A 13,363-nucleotide genomic window follows, 5' to 3' on the forward strand; every position below is an offset into this window, starting at 1 on the left:
CCACCGGCCGGGACGCCCGCCGTGGACCGTCAGGCTCCGGCCACCAGCGTGAGACCGAGCGTGACCATCGTGGCGGCGATCAGCCCGTCCAGGACCCGCCAGGCCGAGGGCCGGGCCAGCACGCGGCCCAGCAGCCGGGCGCCGAAGCCGAGGGCGGCGAACCAGCACAGGCTGGCGAGCGCGGCACCCAGCCCGAAGGTCCAGCGCAGCGGCCCCCGGTCGGCGGCGAGAGAGCCGAGCAGGAACACCGTGTCGAGGTACACGTGCGGGTTGAGCCAGGTCATCGCCAGGCAGGTGAGCACCGCGCGCCGTCCCGATCCCGCCGCCTGCCCCTCCGCGCGCAGGCCGGCCGGTGCGGGGCGCAGTGCCCTGCGGGCCGCGAGGGCGCCGTAGCCGAGCAGGAAGGCGCCGCCGATCAGCCCGACCGCGGTGAGCGCCCCGGGCCAGGCCACCACCACGGCGCCCACCCCGCCGACGCCGAGCGCGATGAGGACCGCGTCGGACAGGGCACAGATGCCGACGACGGCGAGCAACGCCTCGCGGCGCACACCCTGGCGCAGCACGAAGGCATTCTGGGCCCCGATGGCGACGATCAGGGAGAGGCCGGTGCCGAATCCGGCGGCGGCGGTGGTCAGGGCGTGGTTCATGTCCTCGACGCTACGGAGCGGATCACCGCGCGTACAGCTAAAGATTCTCACGTACCATTAGCCATCGTGATGACGGAGCTTCCCCTCGACCAGGTGCGCACCCTCCTCTCGGTGGTGGACGAGGGCACCTTCGACGCGGCCGCGGCGGCCCTGCACATCACGCCTTCCGCGGTCAGTCAGCGGGTCAAGTCGCTGGAGCAGCGCACCGGGCGGGTGCTGCTGATGCGCACCAAGCCGGTGCGGCCCACCGAGTCCGGCGAGGTGATCGTGCGGTTCGCCCGGCAGGTGGCCCGGCTGGAGCGGGACGCCTCCGCGGAACTCGGGCTGAGCGGCACCGGGGAGCCGACCCGGGTGTCGGTGGCGGTGAACGCCGACTCGCTGGCGACCTGGTTCCTGGGGGTCCTGGCGCGGGTGCCGCGCGAGCGGCACATCTGCTTCGAGCTGCGCCGGGAGGACGAGGACCACACCGCGGCGCTGCTGCGGGAGGGGCTGGTGATGGCCGCGGTGACCTCCGCACCGGATCCGGTGCCGGGCTGCTCGGTGCGCGCGCTCGGCCGGATGCGCTACGTCCCCGTGGCCCACCCGGACTTCGCCGCCCGACACCTGCGCGGCCCGCTGCCGGACGTGCTCGCCGGGGCCCCCGTTGTCGTCTTCGACCGGCGGGACGACTTCCAGGACGGCTTCGTCCGCGCACTGCGGGGCGGCGAGGGCGGGGCGAGCGCGGTCCGGCACTACGTCCCGGCCTCCGAGGGCTTCGTCGACGCCGTCGCCGCGGGCCTGGGCTGGGGCATGGTCCCCGAGGCGCAGGCCACGCCGCTGCTGCGCGCCGGCCGGCTGACCCGCCTCGCACCGGACCGCTCGGTCGACGTCCCCCTGTACTGGCAGCAGTGGAAGCTGGACTCCCCCGCGCTCGCGACGGTCGCCGAGGCCGTGACGGCGACGGCGGCCGAGGCGCTGCGACGCCGGGTCCTGCCCTCAGGACCCGGGTCCGAAACGGACGGGGGTTACTGACGGGAGTTACTGACGGAGGTCATTGACAGGTGGGCCTCCTCTTCCGGCGCACCGCCGCCAGCTGTGCCCCGGCGCTGTCCAGCAGCATGTCCAGGGCCGTGGGGTAGGCGCTGGTGACCATGCGGGTGATCAGCAGCGGGGCCGCCTCGGCGATGCGGGGGTGGCTGCTGGCCGGGAGTCGGGCGTAGGTGGAGCGCCACATCTCCTCGTCGGCGCGCAGGGCGGCGCTCGGCAGGGTCAGGGAGGCTGCGTCCAGCGCGGCGAAGGCGAGGGTCTGGTCGACGAAGGCGTGGTAGATCCGGACGGTGTCGGGCAGCGGGAAGCCCGCCCTGCGCAGCACGTCGAGGACCGTCTCGTCGGCGGCCAGTTCGTGGGGCCGGCCGGTGACCCGGTTGGCGGTCACCACGGCGGCCTGGGGATGCGCCACGTAGGCGGCGTGGATGCGCAGACCGACGGCGCGCAGGTCCGCCCGCCACTGTCCGGTCGGCTCCCAGCCCCGCAGGGCCCGGCCGACGAGGGCGTCGCCGATGGCGAGGGTCAGGTCGTCCATGCCGCGGAAGTAGCGGTAGAGGGCACTCGGGTCGCAGTCGAGCGCGAGGCCCAGGCGCCGCGCGGTCAGTCCCGCGCTGCCGTGCTCCCGCAGCAGGCGCAGCGCCGTGTCGACGATCAGGCTCTCGGACAGCACGGTGCCGCTCCTGGTGGGGCGGCGCCGCCGGCGCTTCTCCTCAGGCACCACGGCTTTGGGCATCACGGCCTCCCGGCCTCCTCGTCGCGCGCTCCCGCGCCCTTATGCCAACGCCATTGACCTTACTCGGCCGACGGGCGTTGGATCGCGGTCAGGGGCGCGCCCGGTCTTTTGCCAACCTCACAACGAGAGGGAGTTCTCGTCATGCGTGTACTGCTCGTGGGAGCCGGTGGCGTGGGTACCGCGATCACCCGGATCGCGGCCCGCCGTCCGTTCTTCGAGGCGATGGTCGTCGCCGACTACGACCGGGCCCGGGCCGAGGCCGCCGTGACGGCCCTCGGCGACGACGGCCGCTTTCGCGCCGAGCGCGTGGACGCCGCCGACGAGGCGGCGGTGGCCGCCCTGCTCGCCCGGCACCGCTGCGACATCCTCCTCAACGCCACCGACCCGCGCTTCGTGATGCCGCTGTTCCGGGCGGCCCGCGCGGCCGGTGCCGGCTACCTCGACATGGCGATGTCCCTGTCCCGGCCGCACCCGGAGCGACCGTACGAGGAGTGCGGGGTCAGGCTCGGCGACGAGCAGTTCGCGCAGGCGGCCGACTGGGAGAAGGCCGGCGCCCTCGCTCTGGTCGGCATGGGCGTGGAACCGGGCCTGTCCGACGTGTTCGCCCGGTACGCGGCCGACGAACTCTTCGACGACATCGAGGAGATCGGCGTCCGCGACGGCGCGAACCTCACCGTCGAGGGCTACGACTTCGCCCCGTCCTTCAGCATCTGGACCACCATCGAGGAGTGCCTGAACCCACCGGTCGTGTACGAGGCGGGGCGCGGCTGGTTCACCACCGAACCGTTCAGCGAGCCGGAGGTGTTCGACTTCCCCGAGGGCATCGGGGAGGTCGAGTGCGTGAACGTGGAGCACGAGGAGGTGCTGCTGGTCCCGCGCTGGGTCGACGCCAAGCGCGTGACGTTCAAGTACGGTCTGGGCCGCGAGTTCGTCGACACCCTCAAGACTCTGCACCGGCTGGGTCTGGACCGCACCGGCCCGGTCACCGTTCCGGGCCCGGACGGGCCGGTCGCCGTCTCGCCCCGGGACGTCGTCGCCGCGTGCCTGCCCGACCCGGCGACCCTGGGCGAGCGGATGCACGGCAAGACCTGCGCGGGCACCTGGGTGCGCGGCACCCGGGACGGCGCGCCGCGCGAGGTGTACCTGTACCACGTGGTCGACAACCAGTGGTCCATGGCCGAGTTCGGGTGTCAGGCGGTGGTGTGGCAGACGGCCGTGAACCCGGTCGTCGCGCTGGAACTCGTGGCCACCGGAGTGTGGAACGGTGCGGGCGTCCTGGGCCCCGAGGCCTTCCCGGCCCGCCCCTTCCTGGACCTGCTGACGGCGTACGGCTCCCCGTGGGGCGTGCGCGAGCAGTGACCGTGTGCGGATTTCGCGAAGATCCCCCGATCGCGGACCCGCGCTGTTTCACCCGCGCATCGTCAGGTGACCCGATGACGAGTACGCAACTTGTCAAGCCACAGACGACTTTCGATCGCAGGTGACTATTCATGGACAACTGGCGAGACCACGCCGCGTGCCGCCAGGAGGACCCCGACCTCTTCTTTCCGATCGGCACCACCGGTCCGGCGCTGCTGCAGACCGAACAGGCCAAGGCGGTCTGCCGGCGCTGCCCCGTTTCGGAGCAGTGTCTGGAGTGGGCACTGAACACGGACCAGACCATCGGCGTCTGGGGCGGCACGAGCGAGACCGAACGGCGGGCGCTCAAGCGGCGCCGCGCGGTGGCCCGCCGCCGCCTCGGATAGCGCCGAGCGGCGCGGAAGGGCGATCCGGGCGGGTGAGGGTGAGGGGAGCCGTCAGCGCCCGGAGCGGCGCAGGGTCCCCCACTCCGTCTCCTGCCGGGCCGCTCCGGTCCGCGCCTCCCCGATGACGCCGGAGCCGATCCGGCACAGCGGGTCCACGTCGGCCACCAACGGCCAGCTGCCGGGGCCCCGGCCCGTCTCACGGCCCTTGAAGGACCCGGGGACGTACGCCGGGGCCCTTGTCATGGGGCAGGTGCGTGTGGTCGTACAGCCGGCGGGCCATCACTTCAAAATCACTCCTTCCGCATCGCGGACCGGCGACGCTGGGCGGTGCTGAAGCGGGCGGCGCGGCGGCGCAGATGGCGGTGCCCGGGTGCCGGGCTGGGCGGGACGGGAACCTTCGCGGCGCGGTAGAAGAATCGCTTGCCGACCTCGACAAGGCCCAGGTAGGCCACGACCAGGGCGGCCAGCGTGGCGAAGAAGCCGACGGGGAGCGGCTGGAATCCGAGGGCCGAGGCCGCGGGGCTGGCGGGCAGGACGGCGCCCACGAGGACCACCGCGACCGTGGTCAGCGCCAGCGGCACGCTCGGGTGGCTGCGCCAGAAGGGCAGGCGCCGGGTGCGGATGGCGAAGATCACCAGGGTCTGGGTGGCGAGGGATTCCACGAACCAGCCGGAGCGGAACTGGGCCGGTCCGGCATGGAAGACGCCCAGCATGAGGGCGAAGGTCGCGAAGTCGAACAGCGAGCTGATCGGCCCGAACCAGAGCATGAAACGGCGGATGAAGGCGATGTCCCAGTGGGACGGCCGGCGCACCTGCTCCTCGTCGACCTCGTCGGTGGGGATGGCCAGTTGGCCGGCGTCGTACAGCAGGTTGTTCAGCAGGATCTGCGAGGGCAGCATCGGCAGGAAGCTCAGGAACACGGAGGCCCCGGCCGCGCTGAACATGTTGCCGAAGTTGCTGGAGGTCCCCATGAGCACGTACTTGATGGTGTTGGCGAAGATCCGCCGTCCTTCGGCAACCCCGTCCGCGAGCACGTCGAGGTCTTTTTCGAGCAGGATGACGTCGGCGGCGTCCTTGGCGACGTCGGTCGCCGAGTCGACCGAGATGCCCACGTCCGCGGCGTGCAGGGCCAGGGCGTCGTTGACGCCGTCACCGAGGAAGCCGACGGCGTTGCCCGACTGGCGCTGGACGCGGACGATTCTGGCCTTGTGCTCCGGGCTGACCCGGGCGAAGACGGTCGTGCGGTCGAGGACCGCGGCCAGTTCCGTGTCGTCCATGGCGTCGAGGTCGGTGCCGGACAGCGTGCCGCCGCCGGCGAGGCCCAGGTCGTGGCAGACCTTTTCGGCCACCACCGGGTTGTCCCCGGTCACGATCCTCACGATGACGCCGAGGTCCGCGAGGCGGCGCAGGGCCTCGGCCGCGTTGTGCTTCGGGGGGTCGAGGAAGACCAGGAAGCCGGCCAGACGCAGGCCCTCTTCGTCGGCCGTGGTCGGCGGGCGGGCCGCCGGGGCGGGCCGGGTCGCCACGGCGACCACGCGGTTCCCCGCGGCGAACTCCGCGTCGAGGGCCTGCCGGGCGGCGGGCGGGACGTCCGGGCACCGTGCCAGTACGGCCTCCGGTGCGCCCTTGGTGACCAGCGTGGCGGTCCCGCCGGGGTCGGTGACCAGCACGGAGACCATGCGCCGCTCGTGGTCGAAGGGCAGCGTGGCGACGCGGGTCCAGGCGGCGACGGCGGAGCGTTGCCCGGCGGCCGCGGGTGACTGCCACAGGGCGGCGTCCAGCGGGTTGCCGCCGACCGGGCGGCCCTGGTCGACCTCCGTCTCCGTGCCCAGCAGGCCCCATCGCAGCACCTCACCGGCGGATCCCCCGTCGGCCGGCAGGGCCCGCATGAAGTCGATCCGGCCCTGAGTGAGGGTTCCGGTCTTGTCGGTGAACAGCACGTCGACGTCGCCCAGGTCCTCGATGCACACCAGCCGTTTGACCAGCACCTTGCGCCGGCTCATCCGGCGTGAGCCGGCGGCCAGGCTGGTGGAGACGACGGCGGGCAGCAGCTGCGGGGTGATGCCCACCGCGATGGCCAGGGAGAACAGCAGGGCGTCGATGATCGGCTTGTGCAGGGCGACGTTGATGACGAAGATCGACGCGGTGAGCGCTCCCGCCACGTACACCAGCAGCATGGAGAAGCGGCGCAGCCCGTTCTGGAACTCCGTCTCCAGCTGATGGGAGCTCAGGCCCGCGGCGATCCGGCCGAATTCGGTGCCCGCCCCCGTGGCGACCACCACGCCCCGCGCGCTGCCGGCGTGTACGACGGTGCCCATCAGGGCGCACCCGGACAGCTCCGCCAGCGCCGTGCCCGGCGCCACCGCCGCCGTGTCCTTGGCCACCGGAAGCGACTCACCGGTCAGGATCTGCTCGCTGCACTCCAGGCCGGTGGCCGCCAGCAGCCGCAGGTCCGCCGGCACGATGTCGCCCAGCCGCAGTTCCACCACGTCGCCCGGGACGAGGGTGGTGACCTCGACCTCCGTGGGACGGCCGTCGCGCAGCGCCGTGGCCCGGTGGCGGATCTGGGCGTGCAGCGACTCGGCGGCCTTCTCCGCCCGGTACTCGTTGGTGAAACCCAGCCCCACGGAGAGCAGCAGAATGATCCCGATGATCAGCGCTTCCGACCGCTCGCCCACGAAGTAGGAGACGACGGCGGCGATCAGCAGCAGGCCCAGCAGAGGGGAACGCAGCTGGTGCCAGAGCACCAGCAGCAGGCGGGCGCGGTGCGAGTGGACCGCGTTCGGCCCCCACTGCCGCAGTCGCGCCGCGGCCTCGGACCCCGACAGGCCGCCCGGGCCCGCCCCGAGCCGCCGCAGGACGTCCTCGCCGGGTTCGGCCGCTGCCGTCACGATGCCGGTCCCCTCGGTCTCCCGTGCGGGGGCGGCCACGCTCACCAAGGCCGCCGCCGAGGATGCCGGGCGCAGCGGCTCGCCGTGTGCGGGGCCGTGCAGTTCATGGCGGCGTCATCCCCTCGTCCCGAGGCGGCGGGAACCGTCGGCCGGATGCCGGGGCCCCTGGTGTCTCCTTCACTGTGCGGATGGCCACGGCCCCCGGGACAGGGCCGTCCGGTCCCCCCGGGGGCCCGGACGGTCCTGCGTGCCGAACCCGGCACGCTACGGCCTGTTCGGCTTCCCCTTCGTGTACAGCCAGGTGCGGAACAGTGCGTCGAGGTTCCTGCCGGACTCGCGCTCCGCCAGGGCGGTGAACCGGGCGCTGGTGCCGTGCCCGTAGCGGTGCGAACACGCCCAGGCGCGCAGGATCCGGAAGAACTCCGGGTCGCCGACGGCCTTGCGCAGTTCGTGCAGGACCATGGCGCCCCGGGCGTAGACGGGGGCGCCGAAGATTTTCTCGCCGCTGCCGGGGTCGCCGGGCGGGTAGGCCCACAGCCCGTCGCTCGCCGGGCGGGCGTAGAGCGCGTCGAAGGCCTTCTGGGCGCTCGGGCCGCCGTGCTGTTCGGCGTAGAGCCACTCGGTGTAGGTGGCGAAGCCCTCGTTGAGCCAGATGTCCTTCCACCGGGTCAGCGAGACGGAGTCGCCGAACCACTGGTGGGCGCTCTCGTGGACGAGGGTGCCGAGGTCGGGCGCCGAGTCGTACAGGGGGCGGGTCTGGGTCTCCAGGGCGTAACCCACGCCCGGCGCGTGGTCCACGACGGCGCCGGCGGCCCGGTAGGGGTAAGGCCCGAACAGCCCGCTCTCCCAATCCAGCACGGACGGCAGCTTCTTCAGCACGGGCGCGGCCTTGGCCGCCTCGCGCGGGTCGATCGCGTTGTAGACCTCGATGCCGTCGCGGGTGGTGTACCGCTCCACCTTGAAGGTGCCGACGGTGGCGGTGGCCAGATAGGCGGCCATCGGCTCCGACTGGCGCCAGCGGTAGGTGGTGCGGCCGTGGGCGGTCCGCTTGCCGAGGTAGACGCCGTTGGCGATGGCGGTGCGCCCCTCGGGGACGGTGAGGGCGAAGTCGTAGGAGGACTTGTCCGTCGGGTGGTTGTTGGCCGGGAACCAGGTCATCGCGCCCTGCGGTTCCCCGGCGACGAAGGCCCCGTCGTCCGTGGGGATCCAGCCGTCGAGGGATCCGTCGGGGTCGGTGACCGGCCCCGGGGTGCCGCTGTAGGTGACGGCGACGCGGAACGAGCGGCCCTGGGGCAGGGCGGTGCGGGGGGTGACGACGAGTTCCTGGCCGTCGCGCCGGTAGGCGGCCCTGACGTGGTCGACGGTGAGGCCGGTGACCTGCAGGCCCTTGAGGTCGAGGTCGAACCGGGTCAGCCGCTGGGTGGCGCGGGCGGTGAGGACCGCCGTGCCGTCGAGGTGCCGGCTCCTCGGGTCGTAGCGCAGGGCGAGGCCGTAGTGGGCGACGTGGTAGCCGCCGTTGCCGGCGAGCGGAAAGTAGGGGTCGCCGGCGCCCGCCGAGCCGGTCGTCCCGGCCGCCGCGGGACCGGCGGCCGCCAGCAGCGCCGCGACGGCGACGGGAACGGTGGCGACGACGGCCTCGCGCCGCAGTACGGCGCCGCGGCGGGCGGACTGCTTCCTCAGTGGCGTCACATGCTCTCCTTCGGCCGGCCGGGTGCTCCGGGGGCGGTGGATCGGGGGCGGCGGATCGGGGGCGGTGGATGATCAAGCCCTCAGAGTAGGGGCGGATCGCCGTCGGCGCGCCCTCGTTCAGGTCAACTCCCGCCGCGTCGACCGCGGCGGGGGGCCGCCGTCCGGTGCCGTCGCAGTAGGCTCCGGCCACGACCGCCCGCACCCGAGAAAGGCCCGACCGTGAGCGTCCGTGTGCGTCGCATCTACGATCCGCCCGAGCCCGACGACGGCCTGCGCGTCCTGGTCGACCGGCTCTGGCCGCGCGGTATCTCCAAGGAGGACGCGCACGTCGACGAGTGGCCGAAGGCCATGACCCCGTCCACCGAGCTGCGCCGCTGGTACCACGGGAGCGAGGGAACCTACGACGAGTTCCGGCGCCGTTACGAGGCGGAGCTCGCCGAGCCGGAGGCCGCCGAACACCTCGACCGCTTCCGCAAGTTGGCCCGAAAGGAGCGCCTGACGCTGCTGACCGCGTCCAAGGCGCCGGACAGGAGCCACGCGACGCTGCTGGCGGGTCTGCTGCAGAAGTGAGCCGTCCGGCGCGACTCGTGGGCCCGCCCCCTCGCGTCCGCGCAGGGCGGGCCGTCCGGCTCGTTCAGGCGGTCCGCCGTGCCGCGGCCCGCCCCGCCGCGCGTCCCGAGAACAGGCAGCCGCCGAGGAAGGTGCCCTCCAGGGCGTTGTAGCCGTGCACTCCCCCGCCGCCGAAGCCGGCCACCTCGCCGGCCGCGTACAGGCCGTCGATGGGCTGCCCGTCGGCGCCGAGGGCACGGGAGTCGAGGTCGGTCTGGATGCCGCCGAGGGTCTTGCGGGTGAGGATGTGCAGCTTGACGCCGATGAGCGGACCGGCCGCCGGGTCCAGGATGCGGTGCGGGGCGGCGACCCGGCCGAGGCGGTCGCCGATGTAGCGGCGGGCGTTGCGGATGCCCTGCACCTGGGAGTCCTTGCTGTAGGGGTTGGCGATCTGCAGGTCGCGGGCCTCGATCTGGCGGCGCACCCCGGCGGCGTCCAGGAGTGCCTTGCTGGTGAGCCGGTTCATCTTCTCGACCAGTTGCTCGAGGCTGTCGGCGACGACGAAGTCCGCGCCGTGCCGCAGGAAGTCCTGCACGGGTCCGGGGGCGCCCTTGCCGAGCAGCCGGTCCCGGAGCACCGCCCTGCGGTCCTTGGCGGTGATGTCGGGGTTCTGCTCGGAGCCGGAGAGGGCGAACTCCTTCTCGACGATCTTCCGGGTCAGCACGAACCAGGAGTGGTCGTGCCCTGCGATGTCCTCGGTGGTGCGCAGGTGCCTGAGGGTGCTCAGCGTGTCGTAACCGGGCAGGCAGGGGTCGGGCAGCCGGCGTCCGAGGGCGTCGAGCCAGATCGAGGACGGCCCGGGCAGGATGCGGATGCCGTGGCCGGGCCAGATCGGGTTCCAGTTCTGCAGGCCCTCGGTGTAGTGCCACATGCGGTCCCGGTTGACCAGGCGTACGCCGGCCTCGGCGCTGATGTCGAGCATCCGGCCGTCGACGTATGCCGGGACGCCGGTGACCATCTCCGCGGGCGGGGTGCCGAGCCGCTCGGGCCAGTAGCGGCGGACGATGTCGTGGTTGGCGCCGATGCCGCCGGTGGTGATGATCACTGCCTGGGCGGTCAGTTCGAACTCGCCGGTCTCCGCACGGCTGGAGGCGGCGCCCCGGGGCGAGTCGTCGGCGGCGAGGAGCGTGCCGCGCACACCGCGCGCCGTGCCGTTCTCGATGACGAGCTCGTCCACGCGGTGCCGGTGGTGGAAGGTGAGCAGCCCGTCGCGCGCGGCCCGCCGGGCGTGGTCGGCGAAGGGCTCCACGACGCCCGTCCCGGTGCCCCAGGCGATGTGGAAGCGCGGTACGGAGTTGCCGTGGCCGTCGGCCCTGAGGTCGCCGCGCTCCGCCCAGCCGACCGTGGGCAGCAGCGTGATCCCGTGTGCCTCCAGCCATGAGCGCTTCTCCCCCGCCGCGAACTCGACGTAGGCGCGGGCCCAGCGCACCGCCCAGGAGTCCTCGTCCTGAAGCCGGTCGAACTGCGCGCTGCCCTGCCAGTCGCTCCAGGCCAGCTCGAAGGAGTCCTTGATGCCCAGGCGCCGCTGCTCCGGGGAGTCGACCAGGAACAGCCCGCCGAAGGACCAGTACGCCTGCCCGCCGAGGTTGGCGGCGTTCTCCTGGTCGACGAGGGCGACCCTGCGGCCCCGGCTGGTCAGCTCGTGTGCGGCGACCAGGCCCGCGAGGCCGGCTCCGACGACGATGACGTCGGCGTCCATGGCGACCGTCTCCTTCCTCGGTTTCCTTGTGTGTCCCCTGCCGGGGCGCCGCTGCCGTCGGTGAGCAGCGCGGTGAGCAGCTGCTTGAGCCAGGCCCGCGCGCCCTCGACGTCCTTGTCCAGCAGCAGTTGGGTGGTGACGCCGTCGTACGCCGCGACGACCGCGTGGGCGGCCCCGTCGGCGTCGCCGAGGACGGCGGGCAGTGCGGTGTGGCCCCGGGCGCGGGCGAGCCGGTCGGCGATGGCCCGGCGCAGCCGCGCGCGGTGCTCCAGCAGGGTCTCGGCCACGGCGGGGTCGCGGGCGGCGTGCACCAGGAAGTCCGTCTTGACCAGCAGCCAGTCCAGGTCGAGCAGGAGCACCTCGGTGACCCGGTCGACGGCCGCGGGCACGTCCAGGTCCGGTCCGTCGAGCGCGAGCGCCCCGGCCACCTGGTCGGCGATCAGCTCGGCCCGCTCCTGGTACAGGGCGAAGAACAGCTCGTCCAGGGTGGCGAAATTGGAGTAGAAGGCGCCCCTGCTGTAGCCGGCGGCCTCGCACACCTCCTCGATCGACACCCGGCCGAAGCCCTTGGCCGCGAAGACCCGGAAGGCGGCGTCGAGCAGGCTGGCCCGGGTCCGCACCCGGCGCCGGGTGACGCGCCGCGCGGTCTCCCCCACCGTCACCTCCTGCCTCCGTCCGGCCATCGATACGTGAATGTATCCGATACACCGGTGTATCGAAAGGACCGGGCTGTATCGAAAGGACCGGGCCGCAAGCGGGACGGAACCCGCCAGATGCGGGAGGCGCTCCGGCGCGAGCCTCCGGCGCCGACCTCCAACGCGAACATACTTTCGATTAAGGAGTAGGCTGGACCCATGAGCGCGCACCACCTCCAGGGCTCCCTCTTCGACCAGGCCGACGAGCTCCGGCTCGGCCCGCTGGACGGGCTGCGCCGTACCGTGCTCGGCCTCGGCGCCTGGATCGACGTACTGCCCGGGTGGCTCGGCGGGGCCGACGACCTGTTCGAGCGGCTGGCCGCCGGTGTGCCCTGGCGTGCGGAGCGCCGGAAGATGTACGACAACGTCGTCGCCGTACCGCGGCTGCTCGCCTTCTACGGCGCCGGGGAGCAGCTGCCGCACCCGGTGCTCGCCGAGGCGCGCGCCGCGCTGTCCGCACACTACGCAGACGAGCTGGGCGAACCCTTCGCCACGGCCGGGCTGTGCTACTACCGCGACGGCCGGGACAGCGTCGCCTGGCACGGCGACCGAACAGGCCGGGGCGCGCGGGAGGACACGATGGTCGCGATCCTCTCGGTGGGCGCGCCCCGGGATCTGCTGCTGCGTCCGGCGCGGGGCGGCGGCGGCACGGTCCGGCGTCCGCTCGGGCACGGCGACCTGATCGTCATGGGCGGCTCCTGCCAGCGCACCTGGGAGCACTGCGTACCCAAGACCGTGCGGGCCACCGGACCGAGGATCAGCGTCCAGTTCCGTCCGGCCGGCGTGCGCTGAGCACATCCCCTCTTGTCGGACCCCGGCTCGCATCTGGTTGGCTGTTCCCCACGGGCAACCATCGGGACATCGGGAAACGCGGGGCGATCGATGCGGACGGACGTGCGGCAAGTCGCCGACGGCACCTACCTGGTGCACGGCAGCAACACCAACTGGGTGATCCTGACCGAGGGCGAGACGGCCACACTGATCGACACCGGCTACCCGGGCGACCGGCAGCAGCTGCTGGACTCGCTGGACGCGGTGGGCAGTTCGCCCCAGGCGGTGGCGGCGGTGCTCATCACCCACGCGCACAACGACCACCTGGGTTCCGCCGAGTACCTGCGGGACACCTACGGCACCCCGGTGCACCTGCACGAGGCCGAAGTACCGCACGCGCGGCGGGAGTTCCTGCACCAGGTGAGCGTCGGGCAGGTACTGCGCAACGGCTGGCGGCCGGGCGTGCTGCCGTGGGTGGTGCACGCGCTGCGCGTCGGCGGCACCGCGCACGTCCCGGTCGCCGCCCCGGAGCCGTTCCCGGCGGCGGGGCCGCTCGATCTGCCGGGGCGGCCCGTGCCCGTGCACACGCCGGGCCACACCCGGGGCCACGCGGTCTTCCACCTGCCGGACACCGGGGTGGTGGTCTCCGGCGACGCCCTGGTGAGCGGCCACCGCACCTCGCGCATCCAGGGACCGCAGCTGCTGCCGGACATGTTCCACCACGAACGTGCACAGGCGCTGGCCTCGTTGGAGATACTCGAACGCCTCGAGGCGGACGTGCTGCTGCCCGGGCACGGACCCGTGCACCGCGGTTCGGTGCGGCAGGCCGCGCAGCGGGCGCGCGAACACGCGCTCTAG

13 protein-coding genes are annotated in these 13,363 nt (G+C 73.1%); 6 read left to right on the plus strand and 7 right to left on the minus strand.

Features of this window, described 5'->3' with window-relative positions:
• Positions 1 to 29: 29 nt before the first annotated feature.
• Positions 30 to 647, minus strand: coding sequence for a LysE/ArgO family amino acid transporter (locus ACH4UM_RS28540; RefSeq protein ID WP_398185197.1), 618 nt, complete (start codon positions 645 to 647; stop codon positions 30 to 32).
• A 69-nt stretch (positions 648 to 716) separates the two neighbouring features.
• On the opposite strand from ACH4UM_RS28540, the gene ACH4UM_RS28545 reads away from it, so the two are divergent.
• On the plus strand, positions 717 to 1,658 hold the full coding sequence (locus tag ACH4UM_RS28545; protein ID WP_398185199.1) for a LysR family transcriptional regulator ArgP: 942 nt from the start codon (positions 717 to 719) through the stop codon (positions 1,656 to 1,658).
• Between the two features lie 19 nt (positions 1,659 to 1,677).
• Here the strand turns inward: ACH4UM_RS28545 and ACH4UM_RS28550 are convergent, their stop codons facing one another.
• Positions 1,678 to 2,406, minus strand: a complete 729-nt coding sequence (locus ACH4UM_RS28550) for a TetR/AcrR family transcriptional regulator (RefSeq protein WP_398185202.1) — start codon at positions 2,404 to 2,406, stop codon at positions 1,678 to 1,680.
• A 141-nt stretch (positions 2,407 to 2,547) separates the two neighbouring features.
• On the opposite strand from ACH4UM_RS28550, the gene ACH4UM_RS28555 reads away from it, so the two are divergent.
• Positions 2,548 to 3,765, plus strand: coding sequence for a saccharopine dehydrogenase family protein (locus tag ACH4UM_RS28555; protein WP_398185205.1), 1,218 nt, complete (start codon positions 2,548 to 2,550; stop codon positions 3,763 to 3,765).
• A 131-nt stretch (positions 3,766 to 3,896) separates the two neighbouring features.
• The gene (locus tag ACH4UM_RS28560; RefSeq protein WP_398185208.1) at positions 3,897 to 4,151 is read left to right on the plus strand and encodes a WhiB family transcriptional regulator; all 255 of its coding nucleotides are present in this window, start codon (positions 3,897 to 3,899) and stop codon (positions 4,149 to 4,151) included.
• Positions 4,152 to 4,202: 51 nt separating this feature from the next.
• On the opposite strand, the gene ACH4UM_RS28565 is transcribed toward ACH4UM_RS28560, so the two are convergent.
• The 3 genes from ACH4UM_RS28565 to ACH4UM_RS28575 all read right to left on the minus strand — a co-directional run bounded on the left by ACH4UM_RS28565 (position 4,203) and on the right by ACH4UM_RS28575 (position 8,731).
• Positions 4,203 to 4,394, minus strand: a complete 192-nt coding sequence (locus tag ACH4UM_RS28565) for a DUF6098 family protein (RefSeq protein ID WP_398185211.1) — start codon at positions 4,392 to 4,394, stop codon at positions 4,203 to 4,205.
• Positions 4,395 to 4,441: 47 nt separating this feature from the next.
• A complete protein-coding gene (gene mgtA / locus ACH4UM_RS28570) occupies positions 4,442 to 7,081 on the minus strand; it encodes a magnesium-translocating P-type ATPase (RefSeq protein WP_398185214.1) in 2,640 nt (879 codons plus the stop codon).
• A gap of 225 nt (positions 7,082 to 7,306) precedes the next feature.
• A complete protein-coding gene (locus tag ACH4UM_RS28575) occupies positions 7,307 to 8,731 on the minus strand; it encodes a M1 family metallopeptidase (RefSeq protein ID WP_398185217.1) in 1,425 nt (474 codons plus the stop codon).
• A gap of 219 nt (positions 8,732 to 8,950) precedes the next feature.
• On the opposite strand from ACH4UM_RS28575, the gene ACH4UM_RS28580 reads away from it, so the two are divergent.
• Positions 8,951 to 9,301: a DUF488 domain-containing protein gene (locus tag ACH4UM_RS28580; RefSeq protein WP_398185220.1), complete on the plus strand. Its 351-nt coding sequence runs from the start codon at positions 8,951 to 8,953 to the stop codon at positions 9,299 to 9,301.
• A 64-nt stretch (positions 9,302 to 9,365) separates the two neighbouring features.
• Here ACH4UM_RS28580 and ACH4UM_RS28585 read toward each other — a convergent pair whose 3' ends face one another.
• The gene (locus tag ACH4UM_RS28585) at positions 9,366 to 11,039 is read right to left on the minus strand and encodes an FAD-binding dehydrogenase (protein ID WP_398185223.1); all 1,674 of its coding nucleotides are present in this window, start codon (positions 11,037 to 11,039) and stop codon (positions 9,366 to 9,368) included.
• Positions 10,976 to 11,722, minus strand: a complete 747-nt coding sequence (locus ACH4UM_RS28590; RefSeq protein ID WP_398185226.1) for a TetR/AcrR family transcriptional regulator — start codon at positions 11,720 to 11,722, stop codon at positions 10,976 to 10,978. Before ACH4UM_RS28590 ends, ACH4UM_RS28585 begins: the two co-directional genes overlap by 64 nt.
• 171 nt (positions 11,723 to 11,893) lie before the next feature.
• Between ACH4UM_RS28590 and ACH4UM_RS28595 the strand changes: the two genes are divergently transcribed.
• A complete protein-coding gene (locus tag ACH4UM_RS28595; protein WP_398185229.1) occupies positions 11,894 to 12,526 on the plus strand; it encodes an alpha-ketoglutarate-dependent dioxygenase AlkB in 633 nt (210 codons plus the stop codon).
• 90 nt (positions 12,527 to 12,616) lie between these two features.
• Positions 12,617 to 13,363 (plus strand): MBL fold metallo-hydrolase, encoded by a 747-nt coding sequence (locus ACH4UM_RS28600; RefSeq protein WP_398185232.1) that lies wholly within the window; start codon positions 12,617 to 12,619, stop codon positions 13,361 to 13,363.

Source organism: Streptomyces sp. NPDC020801 (assembly GCF_044334385.1).
Lineage (GTDB): Bacteria > Actinomycetota > Actinomycetes > Streptomycetales > Streptomycetaceae > Streptomyces.

Coding starts and splice junctions, on each gene's coding strand:
- ACH4UM_RS28540 (WP_398185197.1), bottom strand. CDS start 647: ATGAACCACGCCCTGACCACCGCCGCCGCCGGATTCGGCACCGGCCTC.
- ACH4UM_RS28545 (WP_398185199.1), top strand. CDS start 717: ATGACGGAGCTTCCCCTCGACCAGGTGCGCACCCTCCTCTCGGTGGTG.
- ACH4UM_RS28550 (WP_398185202.1), bottom strand. CDS start 2,406: ATGCCCAAAGCCGTGGTGCCTGAGGAGAAGCGCCGGCGGCGCCGCCCC.
- ACH4UM_RS28555 (WP_398185205.1), top strand. CDS start 2,548: ATGCGTGTACTGCTCGTGGGAGCCGGTGGCGTGGGTACCGCGATCACC.
- ACH4UM_RS28560 (WP_398185208.1), top strand. CDS start 3,897: ATGGACAACTGGCGAGACCACGCCGCGTGCCGCCAGGAGGACCCCGAC.
- ACH4UM_RS28565 (WP_398185211.1), bottom strand. CDS start 4,394: ATGACAAGGGCCCCGGCGTACGTCCCCGGGTCCTTCAAGGGCCGTGAG.
- ACH4UM_RS28585 (WP_398185223.1), bottom strand. CDS start 11,039: ATGGACGCCGACGTCATCGTCGTCGGAGCCGGCCTCGCGGGCCTGGTC.
- ACH4UM_RS28590 (WP_398185226.1), bottom strand. CDS start 11,722: ATGGCCGGACGGAGGCAGGAGGTGACGGTGGGGGAGACCGCGCGGCGC.
- ACH4UM_RS28595 (WP_398185229.1), top strand. CDS start 11,894: ATGAGCGCGCACCACCTCCAGGGCTCCCTCTTCGACCAGGCCGACGAG.
- ACH4UM_RS28600 (WP_398185232.1), top strand. CDS start 12,617: ATGCGGACGGACGTGCGGCAAGTCGCCGACGGCACCTACCTGGTGCAC.